Genomic DNA, 14,922 nt, shown 5'->3' on the forward strand with positions numbered 1-14,922 from the left:
CAACACGAGTACGGGTCATCGCAGTTCAGCGGCCCGTCACGGGGACTGGCTTTGCGTGGAAGGCTGTTGGTCATGGCGATAGCGCAGCCCGAGCGGGGCGGGCTGCTGCCCGAACGCGAGGGCCTTCATCGCGGCACACTCGCCACCACCGCCTGCATGGAGACACTCCAGGTGGGCTATCTGCACGCCGTGGCGGCGGCGGCGGGGTGCTCGCTGTCCCAGCCGTTCCCGGACAACGGCATCGACTGGCACGTCAGCCACAGCGCGCCCGGGCACACCGTCGACGACGAGGTCACCATCAAGGTGCAGCTCAAGGCGACGTACCAGATCCGGCCCAACCCGCCCGGCCGCTTCTTCTCCTTCACGCTCGACAACGACCACCTGCGCAAGCTCGCCCGCACCCCGGTGTCGGTGCACAAGATCCTCGTCGTGATGCTCGTCCCGCGGTCCCAGGACCAGTGGCTGCGCGCCGGCCACGACTGCCTCGAACTGCGGCACTGCTGTTACTGGGTCAATCTCGCCGGCCACCCGATCACCGGCCGGACCCGGACCACCGTGCGGATACCGACCACACGCATCTTCGACGACCGGGCGCTGTGCGAGATCATGACGCGGGCCGGGACGGGAGGCAGACCGTGACCCACCGCCCCCTCGACGAGCCACTACGGCCCGTCCGGCCGCACCCCGAGGCGCACTGGGACCGGCCCCCCGAGCCCGGCGAGGTCGACCCGGCCGTCCTGGGCGCCCTGCTGCGCCGGCACGGCTGGCAGCGGCGCGGCGGCGCGGCCGGCCGCTACGGCCGCTGGACCCCGCCGGGTCCGGTCGGCGGCGGGACCAGCCTGCTCGTGCCGGAGAGCCGGACCTTCCCCGACAGCGACGACCTGCTCGGCGAGGCGCTCCTCGCGCTGGCCCGCAGCGGCATGCCCTCCGCGCGGGAGGTGCTCGTCGGGCTCGCCGTGCCGAGCGACGAGATCCGCTGGTGGCGGGACACTCCGACCGGGCCCGCCGGGGCCGCGCCCTGGCCAGTCGAGGAGCAGCTGCGTGCCGCCGCCCGGCAGATGCTGCTGGCCGGCGCGCTCGCCACACGCGCGCGGGCCGGCTACTACGGCGCCCGGCACCGGCGCGCGGCCTTCGCGACGCTGGAGAGCGTCCTCGTCGGCTCCGCGGCCGGTGGACGCCGTCTCACGGCCTTCGTGCCCGTCGCGGCCGCCCGTCCCCTCGCGGTCCGCCTCCACCAGGCCCTGTACGCGGTCCGGGAGGCCATCGACTACCAGCGGGCCGCCGGGGGCATGGACGCCTTCGACGGCGCCGTGGAGGCCGGCGCCAGCCGCGAGCTGACCGAGGCGCTGATCACCCTCGTCCGGGGCACCGAGGGCGCCCGGATCGCCGTCGAGTGGGCGCCGGCCGCCGGGGCCCCCGGGACGTGCGCCGCGGGCGGTGAACCGGTCGAGTTCTCGCCCGGTGACCTGTCCGTACTGCGCGAGGCGGGTGCCCGCTATCTCCGTGCCGAGCCCAGCGTGCTCGTGCGGATCACCGGGACGGTCGTCCGGATGCGCAGGTCGGGACCGCGCGGCGAGGGCAGCGTACGGCTGCGGGTGCTGGCCGGCGCCGAGATCCCGCACGTGCGGCTCACCCTCGACGAGGAGGACTACCGCGTCGCCGGGCAGGCCCACCTGGTCGGACTGCCGGTACGGGTGCAGGGCCGGCTGGAGAGCAGAGGCGGGTTCCGCAGGCTCACCGGCGCCTGCGGGGTCGTCCCCGTACAGGTGGACGAGGCCGAGCGGGACCGGCTGATGAAGTCGATGCAGGGGAACACGGCGGGCGCGGACTACTTCGGCGAAGCCTGCGAAGGGGAACGGCTGGGGGACTGATTTCGCGGTCGGCGGGTGCGGGTCGGTACGATCGCCTCTTGCGCGCGCCCAGGGTATGGCGCCGCACCCACCTTCAGTCAGGAGAGACCGGTGTCAGACGTCCGTGTGATCATCCAACGCGATTCCGAGCGGGAAGAGCGCACGGTGACGACGGGCACCACGGCCGCCGACCTCTTCGCCGGCGAGCGCTCGATCATCGCCGCGCGCGTGTCCGGCGAGCTAAGGGACCTGTCGTACGTGCTCGTCGAGGGCGACGAGGTCGAGGCCGTCGAGATCTCCTCCCCGGACGGCCTGAACATCCTGCGCCACTCCACTGCGCACGTCATGGCCCAGGCCGTGCAGGAGCTCTTCCCCGAGGCCAAGCTGGGCATCGGCCCGCCCGTCAAGGACGGCTTCTACTACGACTTCGACGTCGAGAAGCCGTTCACGCCCGAGGACCTCAAGGCCGTCGAGAAGAAGATGCAGGAGATCCAGAAGCGCGGGCAGAGGTTCGCCCGCCGCGTGGTCACCGACGAGGCCGCCCGCGAGGAGCTCGCCGACGAGCCCTACAAGCTCGAACTCATCGGCATCAAGGGCTCGGCCTCCACCGACGACGGCGCGGACGTCGAGGTCGGCGGCGGCGAGCTGACGATCTACGACAACCTGGACGCCAAGACCGGTGACCTGTGCTGGAAGGACCTCTGCCGCGGTCCCCACCTGCCCACCACCCGCAACATCCCGGCGTTCAAGCTCATGCGCAACGCGGCCGCCTACTGGCGCGGCAGCGAGAAGAACCCCATGCTCCAGCGCATCTACGGCACCGCCTGGCCCTCCAAGGAGGAGCTGAAGGCCCACCTCGACTTCCTCGCCGAGGCCGAGAAGCGCGACCACCGCAAGCTGGGCAGCGAGCTGGACCTCTTCTCCATCCCGGAGCAGATCGGTTCCGGCCTCGCCGTCTTCCACCCCAAGGGCGGCATCATCCGCCGGGTCATGGAGGACTACTCGCGCCGCCGCCACGAGGAGGAGGGCTACGAGTTCGTCTACACCCCGCACGCGACGAAGGGGAAGCTCTTCGAGACCTCGGGCCACCTGGACTGGTACGCCGACGGCATGTACCCGCCCATGCAGCTCGACGAGGGCGTGGACTACTACCTCAAGCCCATGAACTGCCCGATGCACAACCTGATCTTCGACGCGCGCGGCCGGTCCTACCGTGAGCTGCCGCTGCGCCTCTTCGAGTTCGGGACCGTGTACCGGTACGAGAAGTCGGGCGTCGTGCACGGCCTGACCCGCGCGCGCGGCTTCACCCAGGACGACGCGCACATCTACTGCACCCGCGAGCAGATGTCGGAGGAGCTCGACAAGACGCTCACCTTCGTCCTCGGCCTGCTGCGCGACTACGGCCTGACCGACTTCTACCTCGAACTGTCCACCAAGGACCCGGAGAAGTTCGTCGGCTCCGACGAGGCCTGGGAGGAGGCGACCGAGACGCTGCGCGAGGTCGCCGAGAAGCAGGGTCTCCCGCTCGTGCCCGACCCGGGTGGCGCCGCCTTCTACGGCCCCAAGATCTCCGTCCAGACGAAGGACGCCATCGGCCGCACCTGGCAGATGTCGACCATCCAGCTCGACTTCAACCTGCCGGAGCGCTTCGACCTCGAGTACACCGGCCCCGACGGCGCGAAGCAGCGACCGGTGATGATCCACCGTGCCCTCTTCGGTTCGATCGAGCGCTTCTTCGCGGTCCTCCTGGAGCACTACGCGGGCGCCTTCCCGGCGTGGCTGGCCCCCGTCCAGGCGATCGGTATCCCGATCGGCGACGGACACGTGGAGTACCTGGAGAAGTTCGCCGCGGCCGCGAAGAAGCAGGGTCTGCGGGTGGAGGTGGACTCCTCCTCCGACCGGATGCAGAAGAAGATCCGCAACGCCCAGAAGCAGAAGGTGCCCTTCATGGTCATCGCGGGCGACGAGGACATGGCGGGCGGTTCGGTCTCCTTCCGCTACCGCGACGGCTCGCAGGAGAACGGCATCCCGTTCGACGAGGCCATCGCGAAGATCGCGAAGGTCGTCGAGGAGCGGACGCAGGTCTGACCCTGTCGTGCGCGGGCCCCCGGGGAGTTCATCTCCGCGGGGGCCCTTCGCCGTTCCGGGGGCCCGGAGGATTCTGGGGACCCGGAGGGTTCTCGGCGCTCCCGGTGTCGCTCTCCTGGGAGAACACCTGGATCAGCCAGGACGAGAACGAACCGGTGACCGCGCCGAGCAGGGCCAGCCCGCACGCCATCATGCCGACCGCGATCAGCCGTCCCGACCTGGTGACGGGGGTGATGTCGCCGTAGCCGACGGTGGTGAGCGTCGCGCAGGTCCACCACAGGGCGTCGCCGAAGGTCTTCATGGTCGCGCCCGGAGCCCCGCGTTCCTGGTCGTACACGGCGAGCGCGCCGGCGAAGCCGAGCAGTCCCGTGGACAGCCCGGCGTAGGTGATCACGCGCGCGTGCAGCGAGAACCGGGGTTCCCCGTGCCGGCGCTGCACGGCCTCGTAGAGCTTGACGATCCGCAGCGGCCGCAGCAGGGGGAGCAGGACGACGAGGCCGTCCAGCCAGTGGGTGCGTACGAAGCGCGGTCCCAAGCCGCTGAGCCGCCAGCGCACCGCGTAGTCCACGGCGAACATGACCCACGCGGTCAGCATCACGGCCAGGCAGAGATCGTGCCAGCCGTCCGTGATGTCCTGGGCGAGGACGTGGACGGCGTACCCGGTGAGGAACGCCAGGGAGGCCAGCGCGAGAGGGATCTCGGCGCTCTGCTCCCAGCGGGTCAGACGGCTGTCTTCGTCCATCGGCCCAGCTTGGCCCGCGAGGCTTTTCCGACCGCCCCGCCGACACGCCGCGAATGGGCGAAGCCATATGCTGCCTTGCATGACGAGTGAGCCGGAGCAGCAGATCGGAGTGGGCACGCAGGACGCGTTCCAGCGTCTGTGGACGCCCCACCGGATGGCCTACATCCAGGGTGAGAACAAGCCGACCGGCCCGGGTGCCGGCGACGGCTGTCCCTTCTGCTCGATCCCGGCCAAATCCGACGAGGACGGGCTGGTCGTCCGACGCGGTGAGCACGTGTACGCGGTGCTGAACCTGTACCCCTACAACGGCGGCCACCTGATGACCGTCCCCTACCGTCACGTCGCCGACTACACCGACCTGACGGTGCCGGAGACCGCCGAGCTCGCCGAGCTGACCAAGCAGGCGATGACGGCCCTGCGCACGGCGTCCGGCGCGCACGGCTTCAACATCGGCATGAACCAGGGGAGCGTCGCGGGCGCCGGTATCGCCGCCCACCTGCACCAGCACCTCGTGCCCCGCTGGGGCGGGGACACGAACTTCATGCCGGTGGTGGGCCACACGCGCGTACTGCCGCAACTCCTGGCGGACACCAGGAAAATGCTGGCGGAGGCCTGGCCGGCACCGGTCTAGCCGCTCGCCGGAGACTTCCGGGCCGACAGGGGGACTGTCCGGCCCGGCCAGGTCATTCCAGCCCGACCGGCGTTTGAGGACGAGGCCGTGCAGGCCGAAAGCGGGGGCCCGGGGGCGCGGCCCCCAGGCACCGGCACCCGAGACACCCGCACGATTCCGGCCGACCGCCGGAGGCCTACGCGTCGTACGTGTCCGCCTTGCGCGGCGACACGTCCTGGACGGCACCGCTGAGCGCCGACGAGCGCGAGCTGAACTTGTCGATGTCCACGTCGTGTTCCTTGAGCACCTTGATCGCGGCCGTGTGGACCACGCGCAGGACCGGTGTGGCCGCGCGCAGCGCGTCGTCGGCCATGAAGCGGTGACGCCAGGGCTGGTCGGCCCAGGCGTGCCGCAGACCGAAGGGCTCGGGCAGGCCGATGGAGCCGCCGAGCCACTTCAGCAGCGGCGGATACCAGCTGATCGTGGCCCGCGCGGCCAGCCGGACGACCTCGTCGGCGGTGACCAGCGGAAGCTTGACCGTCCGCGTCTCCCAGAACCGGACGCTCTTGGCGACCTCCTTGACGGGGGCCTCGGACTTCGTGGTGAACAGGCCGTTCACCGGGCCCAGGGCGTGCCCGGTGACCTCGATGCGCAGCGTCTCGTGCAGCACCGTCACCGTGATCAGCATGGTGATGATCAACTGACCGTCCCAGAGCGGCCACTGGACGCCCAGGTAGTGCCGGTCGCCGCCGCCGAACTGCTGGTTGTTGCAGATGTCCTCTATGGCCCTCGGCTTGACCTGGTACGCCTCGACGTCGGTGCCCTCCGGCCGGGCGACCGCCTTGGCGTTCTCGCCCACCGGGGTGACGATCCAGTGCCGGACCGTGGGCGGCGGGAAACCGCCGGTCTTCAGGCTCTGCCGGGGCAGCAGGTTCAGCTGGTCGTGGATGGCCCGCACGACCGTCCAGCTGCGGAACTCGTGCACGCCCTTGACGGGGTCGAGCGGTGTCAGCTCCTCCGCGAGGTGCCAGGCGCCCCAGCGCGTGCCCATGCCGAGTATGCCCTTGGGGCCGGCGTAGAAGACCGAGTTGGACTGCTGCTCGGCGCTGAGCCGGGCCAGGGACTGGCGCAGCTGCTCGGCCGCCGTCTGGTTCGGGCTGGTCGGCACCGCCTCGGGGACCTTTGCGCCGACGCTGCTGCCGGACAGCAGGCTGTCCCAGCGGCCGCGCAGGTCCGTCGCGGTGCCCTCGCAGATCCGCTTGGCCAGGAACCAGCCGACCACCGGCGCCACGACGCACCCGCGCGCATACCAGCCCGCGATGCCGCCGAACGGCATCTTGACCAGGAAGAGCACGGCGAGGGCGCCGACGGCGACCAGCAGGCCGGTGCCGACGCCGGAGACCCGCTTGTTGTCCAGCTTCCCCATGGTGGCCCGCAGTTGGAAGACCAGCAGCCACACCAGCAGCCCGGGAAGGAAGAGCACCCCGCACAGCAGCATCACGCCGGTGAGCTTCTGGTCGCGCTCGCGGCGGATGCGGTTGGCCGCGAGGCAGTGCTCGACGACGGCCTGCGGCTCACTGCCGAAGGACTGGATGAGCGGCTTGCGGCCGACGCCCAGCATGCGGTCGATCACCGCCTGGGAGAACGCCTCGCCGAGGTTGGGCCGGAAGATCCTGGCCCAGCTGCGGCCGGGATTGACCGCGGTCTGGTGCCACTCGTTGTCGGCCTTCTTGATGTCCTCGACCGGGTTGTCCCGATAGGCCGCCGAGGCCAGCGCGAAGGTCGGTGTCTGCCCCCCGTCGCCCGTCTGCGGCACCTGTGGTCCGAAGATGTCCGCGTAACCGCTGCCAACGGTCATTCCCGCCCCCGATCGCCGCTGCTCCCGCTTCTGCGGCTTTCCCGACTTCCGTACTTCGCACACCTGTTGATCAGGTCATCAGCGTATCCGCAGGCAGCGACATCCGTCGGCGGACGGCCGAAGCCGCCCGCCGAATGGGAGGGAAATGTTCCACTACGGTGCCCCACCGGCCACTTGAGAACCGGCGGGGACCAACCGTCAGCCGCTCTGCGCCTGTTGGCGGACCTTCGCGGCGACCTGCGCCGGCATCGGCTCGTGCCGGGCGTACACGCGCTGGAAGCGCGCCGTGCCGTGGGAGAGGGAACGCAGGTCGACCGCGTACCGGCCGATCTCGATCTCGGGCACCTCGGCCCTGACGAGGGTGCGCCCGCCACCGGTCTGCTCGGTGCCCAGCACCCGTCCGCGCCGCCCCGACAGATCGCTCATCACGGCGCCCACGTACGCGTCGCCGACCAGGACGGTCACCTCGGCCACCGGTTCCAGCAGATGGATCCGCGCCTCGGCCGCCGCCTCCCGCAGCGCCAGCGCGCCCGCCGTCTGGAACGCCGCGTCGGAGGAGTCCACCGAGTGCGCCTTGCCGTCGAGCAGGGTGACCCGGATGTCGACCAGCGGATGGCCGGCCTCCACCCCCTTGGCCGCCTGCGCCCGTACGCCCTTCTCGACGGACGGGATGAACTGCCGGGGCACCGCGCCCCCGACGACCTTGTCCACGAACTCGATGCCCGCGCCGCCCGGCAGCGGTTCCACCTCGATCTCGCAGATGGCGTACTGGCCGTGGCCGCCGGACTGCTTGACGTGCCGCCCGCGCCCGCCGGACTTCGCCGCGAACGTCTCCCGCAGGGGGACCTTGTGCGGGACGACGTCGACCTGGACGCCGTAGCGGGAACGCAGCCGCTCCAGGGCCACGTCCGAGTGGGCCTCGCCCAGACACCACAGGACCACCTGGTGGGTCTGCTGGTTCTGTTCCAGGCGCATCGTCGGGTCCTCGGCGACCAGCCGGCCCAGGCCCTGCGAGAGCTTGTCCTCGTCGGCCTTGCTGTGCGCCTGGATGGCGAGCGGCAGCAGCGGGTCGGGCATCCGCCAGGGCTCCATCAGGAGCGGGTCGCCCTTGGCCGAGAGGGTGTCGCCGGTCTCCGCGCGGCCGAGCTTCGCCACGCACGCGAGGTCGCCCGCGATGCAGTGCGTCAGGTTCCGCTGCTGTTTGCCGAACGGCGCGGACAGGGCGCCGATGCGTTCGTCGACGTCGTGGTCCTCGTGGCCCCGGTCGGCCAGGCCGTGCCCCGAGACATGGACGGTCTCGTCGGGACGCAGGGTGCCGGAGAAGACCCGGACCAGCGAGACACGGCCCACGTAGGGGTCGGACGAGGTCTTCACGACCTCCGCGACCAGGGGGCCGTCCGGATCGCACGCGGTCAGCTCGCGCGGCTCGCCGTCGATCGTCGTCACGCGGGGCGCCGGGCGCTCCAGGGGGGTCGGGAAGCCCCTCGTGACCAGTTCCAGCAGTTCCACCGTGCCGAGCCCCTGCCGGGCGCCCTCGGCGGCCGGGGCGGCCGCGAGGACGGGGAAGAAGGTGCCGCGCGCGACGGCCCGCTCCAGGTCCTCGATCAGCGTCTTGACGTCGATCTGCTCGCCGCCGAGATAGCGGTCCATGAGGGTCTCGTCCTCGCTCTCGGCGATGATCCCCTCGATCAGCCGGTTGCGGGCCGCCTCGAGGTCCGGCAGCTGGTCCTCGCCCGGTTCGGACTCCTCGCGTTCGCCGGTGGAGTAGTCGAACAGCTTCCGGGACAGCAGCCCGGTCAGCCCGGTCACGGGCGCGTGCCCGTCGGGCCCCTCGGGACCGCGCAGCGGCAGGTACAGCGGGAGGACCGCGTCCGGGTCGTCGCCGCCGAAGGCCTCGGCGCAGATCCGCGTCATCTCCTCGAAGTCCGCGCGGGCGGCCTCCAGGTGCGTGACGACGATCGCGCGCGGCATGCCGACGGCCGCGCACTCGTCCCACACCATCCGGGTCGAGCCGTCCACGCTGTCCGACGCCGAGACGACGAAGAGGGCCGCGTCCGCGGCGCGCAGACCGGCCCTGAGTTCCCCGACGAAGTCGGCGTATCCGGGGGTGTCGAGGACGTTGATCTTGATGCCGTCCCATTCCACCGGCACCAGGGAGAGCTGGACCGAGCGTTGCTGCCGGTGCTCGATCTCGTCGTAGTCGGAGACGGTGCCGCCGTCCTCCACGCGGCCCGCCCGGTTCACCGCTCCCGCGGTCAGCGCGAGAGCTTCCACCAAGGTCGTCTTGCCCGATCCGCAGTGGCCGACCAGCACCACATTCCGTACGGACGCGGGGTGGTCGGCCGCTGTAGCCCTGCCGGCGGCTCCGGGATGTGCGTTCGCCTTGTCGCCCATTTTCCTTGCCTCCCGAACACGGTGAGGTCACTGGGGGCGCGGGCACGGCGGCCCCGCGTGCGATGGCGGCTCCGGCGACGCCCGCGGTCCTTCGAGCTTTCCACTCCCGTCACGGCGCGTCCATACGGCGGACGCGACCCGCCCGTGACCCGGATGCCGTCGGGCCGTGACACCGGGGTCCGGGTGCCCGACCGTCGCACACACGCGCGCGTGGCTACGATGGGCCAGCCGGCGGCCAGCAGGGGCCGCGCGGCGACACCGACCCTCGGGAAGGCCATGCTGAACAAGTACGCGCGTGCATTCTTCACGCGTGTCCTCACACCGTTCGCCGCGTTTCTCATCCGCCGGGGTGTGAGCCCTGACACGGTCACGCTCCTCGGCACCGCCGGCGTGATCGCGGGCGCGTTGGTCTTCTACCCCAGGGGCGAGTTCTTCTGGGGCACGATCGTGATCACGCTCTTCGTCTTCTCCGACCTGGTCGACGGCAACATGGCCCGCCAGCTCGGCCGGACCAGCCGCTGGGGCGCCTTCCTGGACTCCACGCTCGACCGGGTCGCCGACGGCGCGATCTTCGGCGGCTTCGCGCTCTGGTACGCGGGCAACGGCGACGACAACGTCCTGTGCGCCGTCTCGATCTTCTGCCTGGCCAGCGGCCAGGTCGTGTCGTACACGAAGGCCCGGGGCGAGTCGATCGGCCTGCCGGTCGCCGTCAACGGACTCGTGGAGCGCGCCGAGCGCCTGGTGATCTCCCTGGTCGCGGCAGGCCTTGCGGGTCTGCACACGTTCGGCGTGCCCGGCATCCAGGTGCTGCTGCCGGTCGCGCTGTGGATCGTAGCCGTCGGCAGCCTCGTCACCCTGATCCAGCGGGTGGTCACGGTCCGGCGCGAATCGGCGGAGGCGGAGGCCGCGGCGGCCCAGGAGTCCCCGGAATCGCAGGAGTCCCCGGCGTCCCCGAAGTCTCCTCCGTCCCCTGAGTCCCAGGGGCACGAGGCGCAGGGGAGCGAGGCCGCCAAGTGAGCGCCCAGGAGCGCCTGACCGACGCGCTGTACGGCCTCGGCTGGAGCACCGTCAAGAAGCTGCCCGAGCCCGTCGCCGTACGCCTCGGCCGGACCGTCGCCGACCTCGCCTGGAAGCGGCGCGGCAAGGGCGTGCTCCGGCTGGAGAGCAACTACGCGCGCGTGGTGCCCGACGCGAGCCCCGAGCGCCTCGCCGAGCTCTCGCGCGCCGGGATGCGCTCCTATCTGCGCTACTGGATGGAGTCCTTCCGGCTGCCCACCTGGAGCGCGGAGCGCGTCGGCAACGGTTTCGTCCCCAAGGACGTGCATCACCTGACCGACGGGATCGCCTCCGGCCGGGGCGTCATCCTGGCCCTGCCCCACATGGGCAACTGGGACCTGGCCGGAGCCTGGGTGACCACCGAGCTCCGGACGCCCTTCACCACCGTCGCCGAGCGCCTCAAGCCGGAGACGCTGTACGACCGGTTCGTCGCCTACCGCGAGGGCCTCGGCATGGAGGTGCTGCCGCACAGCGGCGGGAGCGCCTTCGGCACGCTGGCCCGGCGGCTGCGCGACGGCGGACTGGTCTGCCTGGTCGCCGAGCGCGACCTGTCCGCTTCCGGGGTCGAGGTGAACTTCTTCGGGGACACCGCCACGATGCCCGCCGGACCCGCCCTGCTCGCCCAGCAGACCGGCGCGCTGCTGCTCCCCGTCACCCTCTGGTACGACGACTCGCCCGTCATGCGGGGCCGGGTGCATCCCCCGGTCGAGGTACCCGAGTCAGGTACGCGGGCCGAGAAGACGTCTGTCATGACACAGTCGCTGGCAGACGCCTTCGCCACCGGCATCGCCGACCACCCGGAGGACTGGCACATGCTGCAGCGGTTGTGGCTCGCGGACCTGGAACCCCGCCCGTCGGACGGGGACCCCGCGTGAGAATCGGCATCGTCTGCCCGTACTCCTGGGACGTGCCGGGCGGCGTCCAGTTCCACATCCGCGACCTCGCCGAGTACTTCATCCGGCTCGGCCACGAGGTGTCCGTCCTGGCCCCGGCCGACGACGACACCCCGCTGCCGCCGTACGTCGTCTCGGCCGGCCGTGCGGTCCCGGTGCCGTACAACGGCTCGGTGGCGCGCCTGAACTTCGGCTTCCTGTCCGCGGCCCGCGTGCGGCGCTGGCTGCACGACGGGTCGTTCGACGTCGTCCACATCCACGAGCCGACCTCGCCGTCGCTCGGCCTGCTGACCTGCTGGGCGGCCTCGGGTCCGATCGTGGCCACCTTCCACACCTCCAACCCGCGCTCGCGCGCCATGATCGCCGCGTACTCCATCCTCCAGGCGGCCCTGGAGAAGATCAGCGCGCGGATCGCGGTGAGCGAGTACGCCCGGCGCACGCTGGTGGAGCACCTCGGCGGGGACGCCGTCGTCATCCCCAACGGCGTCGACGTCGACTTCTTCGCCCGGGCCGAGCCCAACCCCGAGTGGCAGGGCGACACGATCGGCTTCGTCGGCCGCATCGACGAGCCGCGCAAGGGCCTGCCCGTGCTGATGCGGGCCCTGCCGAAGATCTTCGCCGAGCGCCCGGACGCCCGGCTGCTGATCGCCGGCCGGGGCGACGAGAAGGAGGCGGTGGAGAGCCTGCCGAAGGAACTGCGCGCGCGGGTGGAGTTTCTCGGCATGGTGAGCGACGAGGACAAGGCGCGCTTCCTGCGCAGCGTCGATCTGTACGTCGCGCCCAACACCGGCGGTGAGAGCTTCGGCATCATCCTGGTCGAGGCCATGTCCGCGGGGGCGCCGGTGCTCGCCTCCGACCTGGACGCCTTCGCCCAGGTCCTCGACCAGGGAGCGGCCGGCGAGCTGTTCGCCAACGAGGACGCGGACGCGCTGGCCGAGGCGGCGGTCCGGCTCCTCGGCGACCCGGAGCGCCGGGCCGAGCTGCGGGAGCGGGGCAGCGCGCACGTACGCCGCTTCGACTGGTCGACGGTCGGCGCGGACATCCTGTCGGTGTACGAGACGGTGACGGCCGGCGCGGCGGCGGTGGCTGCCGACGACGACCGGGGATCGGCGGGTCTGCGGGCCCGGCTCGGACTGGCGAGGGACTGACCCGCCCGTCGCCGTGAGGGTCACGGGTAGCCTTGCCGCCCGTGACCGCAACCCTGATCTGGACCCTTGTCGTCCTCGTCGCGATCGGCCTGTACCTGAGCTGGACGGCGGGGCGGCTGGACCGGCTGCACGCCCGCATCGACGCCGCCCGTGCCGCGCTGGACGCACAGCTGGTGCGGCGGGCGTCCGTGGCCCAGGAACTGGCCACCTCCAAGGTGCTCGACCCCGCCGCCTCGATCGTCCTGTACGAGGCCGCGCACGCGGCGCGGCAGGCCGAGGAGGAGCAGCGGGAGGTCGCCGAGAGCGAGCTGAGCCAGGCGCTGCGGGCCGTCTTCGCGGACGCGCGGCAGCTGGACGTCGTGCGCGAGGCGCCCGGGGGAGACGCGGCGGCCCGTGAGCTCACCGAGGCCGTCCGCAGGGTCCCCATGGCCCGCCGCTTCCACAACGACGCCGTGGGCGCGGTCCGCAGACTGCGCCAGCACCGCAAGGTCCGCTGGTTCCGGCTGGCCGGCCACGCGCCGTTCCCGATGGCGTTCGAGATGGACGACGAGCCGCCGCCCACCCTCGCCGACCGCGCGGCCTGAAGGACCTGAACCGGCGGCCGGTGGCCCGCAAGATCCACCAAAAGGATCCACGGGCTTTCCATTGGCCCTTGCTGTGGACTGGTCCACTCGCGTTTCCTCAGTGCTGCCGAAGCCCCTTTTCCGACGAGTGAGGTCCCCCGTGTCGAGCACGATCTCCGAAAACCAGACCCCCGAGACCGGCACCGCGCGCGTGAAGCGCGGCATGGCCGAGCAGCTCAAGGGCGGCGTGATCATGGACGTGGTCGACGCCGAGCAGGCGAAGATCGCCGAGGACGCCGGCGCCGTGGCCGTCATGGCCCTGGAGCGGGTGCCCGCCGACATCCGCAAGGACGGCGGCGTGGCCCGGATGTCGGACCCGAACATGATCGAGGAGATCATCGAGGCGGTCTCCATCCCGGTGATGGCCAAGTCCCGGATCGGCCACTTCGTCGAGGCCCAGGTCCTCCAGTCGCTCGGCGTCGACTACATCGACGAGTCCGAGGTCCTCACCCCGGCCGACGAGGTCAACCACTCCGACAAGTGGGCGTTCACCACCCCGTTCGTCTGTGGCGCCACCAACCTGGGCGAGGCCCTGCGCCGCATCGCCGAGGGCGCCGCGATGATCCGCTCCAAGGGCGAGGCCGGCACCGGCAACGTCGTCGAGGCGGTCCGCCACCTGCGTCAGATCAAGAACGAGATCGCCCGTCTGCGCGGCTTCGACAACAACGAGCTGTACGCCGCCGCCAAGGACCTGCGTGCCCCGTACGAGCTGGTGAAGGAGGTCGCCGAACTGGGCAAGCTCCCCGTCGTGCTGTTCTCCGCCGGTGGCGTCGCCACCCCGGCCGACGCCGCGCTGATGCGCCAGCTGGGCGCCGAGGGCGTCTTCGTCGGCTCCGGCATCTTCAAGTCCGGCGACCCGGCCAAGCGCGCCGCCGCCATCGTCAAGGCGACCACCTTCTACGACGACCCGAAGATCATCGCGGACGCCTCCCGCAACCTGGGCGAGGCCATGGTCGGCATCAACTGCGACACCCTGCCCGAGGCCGAGCGCTACGCCAACCGCGGCTGGTAACCACTCCATGACCCACGAAGCCCCTGTCGTCGGCGTCCTGGCACTCCAGGGCGACGTACGCGAGCACCTCATCGCCCTGGCCGCGGCGGACGCCGTGGCCAGGCCGGTGCGGCGCCCCGAGGAACTCGCCGAGGTCGACGGACTCGTCATCCCCGGCGGTGAGTCCACGACCATCTCCAAGCTGGCCGTCCTCTTCGGCGTGATGGAGCCCCTACGCGCGCGGGTGCGTGACGGGATGCCCGTCTACGGGACCTGCGCGGGCATGATCATGCTTGCCGACAAGATCCTCGACCCGCGCTCGGGCCAGGAGACCGTCGGCGGCATCGACATGATCGTGCGCCGCAACGCCTTCGGGCGTCAGAACGAGTCCTTCGAGGCCGCCCTCGACGTGGACGGCATCGCGGGCGACCCGGTGGAGGGCGTGTTCATCCGCGCACCCTGGGTCGAGTCCGTCGGTGCCGGGACCGAGGTGCTCGCCGAGCACGAGGGCCACATCGTCGCGGTGCGCCAGGGCAACGCGCTCGCCACGTCGTTCCACCCGGAACTGACCGGTGACCACCGTGTGCACGCCCTGTTCGTCGACATGGTGCGCGCGAACCGGACGGCGGCGTCCTAGTAGGATCTGGTGGTCCCCTCAGGCTCCGCAGG

Annotated in this window: 13 protein-coding genes; 10 read left to right on the top strand and 3 right to left on the bottom strand. The window is 71.4% G+C overall.

From position 1 onward, the window contains the following. Positions 1–72: 72 nt before the first annotated feature. The 3 genes from OG440_RS30835 (at position 73) to thrS (ending at position 3,938) form a co-directional block, all read left to right on the top strand. A complete protein-coding gene (locus OG440_RS30835; RefSeq protein ID WP_057606934.1) occupies positions 73–639 on the top strand; it encodes a DUF4365 domain-containing protein in 567 nt (188 codons plus the stop codon). Next, entirely contained in the window at positions 636–1,871 is a 1,236-nt protein-coding gene (locus OG440_RS30840) for a hypothetical protein (protein WP_406010031.1), read from the top strand. Before OG440_RS30835 ends, OG440_RS30840 begins: the two co-directional genes overlap by 4 nt. A gap of 90 nt (positions 1,872–1,961) precedes the next feature. Further along, positions 1,962–3,938 carry a threonine--tRNA ligase gene (gene thrS, locus OG440_RS30845; RefSeq protein WP_406010032.1) on the top strand — a complete coding sequence of 659 codons (1,977 nt, stop codon included), beginning with the start codon at positions 1,962–1,964 and terminating at the stop codon, positions 3,936–3,938. Positions 3,939–3,966: 28 nt separating this feature from the next. On the opposite strand, the gene OG440_RS30850 is transcribed toward thrS, so the two are convergent. Further along, positions 3,967–4,680, bottom strand: coding sequence for a potassium channel family protein (locus OG440_RS30850; protein WP_406010033.1), 714 nt, complete (start codon positions 4,678–4,680; stop codon positions 3,967–3,969). Between the two features lie 67 nt (positions 4,681–4,747). On the opposite strand from OG440_RS30850, the gene OG440_RS30855 reads away from it, so the two are divergent. Then, complete coding sequence (locus tag OG440_RS30855; protein WP_406010034.1) at positions 4,748–5,311, top strand: HIT family protein; 564 nt, start codon at positions 4,748–4,750, stop codon at positions 5,309–5,311. Between the two features lie 175 nt (positions 5,312–5,486). Here OG440_RS30855 and OG440_RS30860 read toward each other — a convergent pair whose 3' ends face one another. Both OG440_RS30860 and OG440_RS30865 read right to left on the bottom strand, forming a co-directional pair. Further along, on the bottom strand, positions 5,487–7,148 hold the full coding sequence (locus tag OG440_RS30860; protein ID WP_406010035.1) for a hypothetical protein: 1,662 nt from the start codon (positions 7,146–7,148) through the stop codon (positions 5,487–5,489). Positions 7,149–7,346: 198 nt separating this feature from the next. After that, entirely contained in the window at positions 7,347–9,542 is a 2,196-nt protein-coding gene (locus OG440_RS30865) for an elongation factor G-like protein EF-G2 (protein WP_406010036.1), read from the bottom strand. Positions 9,543–9,761: 219 nt separating this feature from the next. On the opposite strand from OG440_RS30865, the gene pgsA reads away from it, so the two are divergent. The 6 genes from pgsA (at position 9,762) to pdxT (ending at position 14,890) form a co-directional block, all read left to right on the top strand. Beyond that, positions 9,762–10,559 (top strand): phosphatidylinositol phosphate synthase, encoded by a 798-nt coding sequence (pgsA, locus tag OG440_RS30870; protein ID WP_406011499.1) that lies wholly within the window; start codon positions 9,762–9,764, stop codon positions 10,557–10,559. Beyond that, entirely contained in the window at positions 10,556–11,473 is a 918-nt protein-coding gene (locus OG440_RS30875) for a phosphatidylinositol mannoside acyltransferase (RefSeq protein WP_406010037.1), read from the top strand. The genes pgsA and OG440_RS30875 overlap by 4 nt, the downstream gene beginning before the upstream one ends. Beyond that, positions 11,470–12,639, top strand: a complete 1,170-nt coding sequence (locus OG440_RS30880; RefSeq protein WP_406010038.1) for a glycosyltransferase family 4 protein — start codon at positions 11,470–11,472, stop codon at positions 12,637–12,639. Before OG440_RS30875 ends, OG440_RS30880 begins: the two co-directional genes overlap by 4 nt. A 32-nt stretch (positions 12,640–12,671) precedes the next feature. Then, entirely contained in the window at positions 12,672–13,223 is a 552-nt protein-coding gene (locus OG440_RS30885) for a hypothetical protein (protein WP_406010039.1), read from the top strand. 139 nt (positions 13,224–13,362) lie between these two features. Continuing rightward, entirely contained in the window at positions 13,363–14,274 is a 912-nt protein-coding gene (gene pdxS, locus OG440_RS30890; protein ID WP_020128827.1) for a pyridoxal 5'-phosphate synthase lyase subunit PdxS, read from the top strand. Positions 14,275–14,281: 7 nt separating this feature from the next. Continuing rightward, a complete protein-coding gene (gene pdxT, locus OG440_RS30895) occupies positions 14,282–14,890 on the top strand; it encodes a pyridoxal 5'-phosphate synthase glutaminase subunit PdxT (RefSeq protein WP_406010040.1) in 609 nt (202 codons plus the stop codon). Positions 14,891–14,922 lie beyond the last annotated feature (32 nt).

The sequence above is a fragment of the Streptomyces sp. NBC_00637 genome (assembly GCF_045161545.1).
GTDB lineage: Bacteria > Actinomycetota > Actinomycetes > Streptomycetales > Streptomycetaceae > Streptomyces.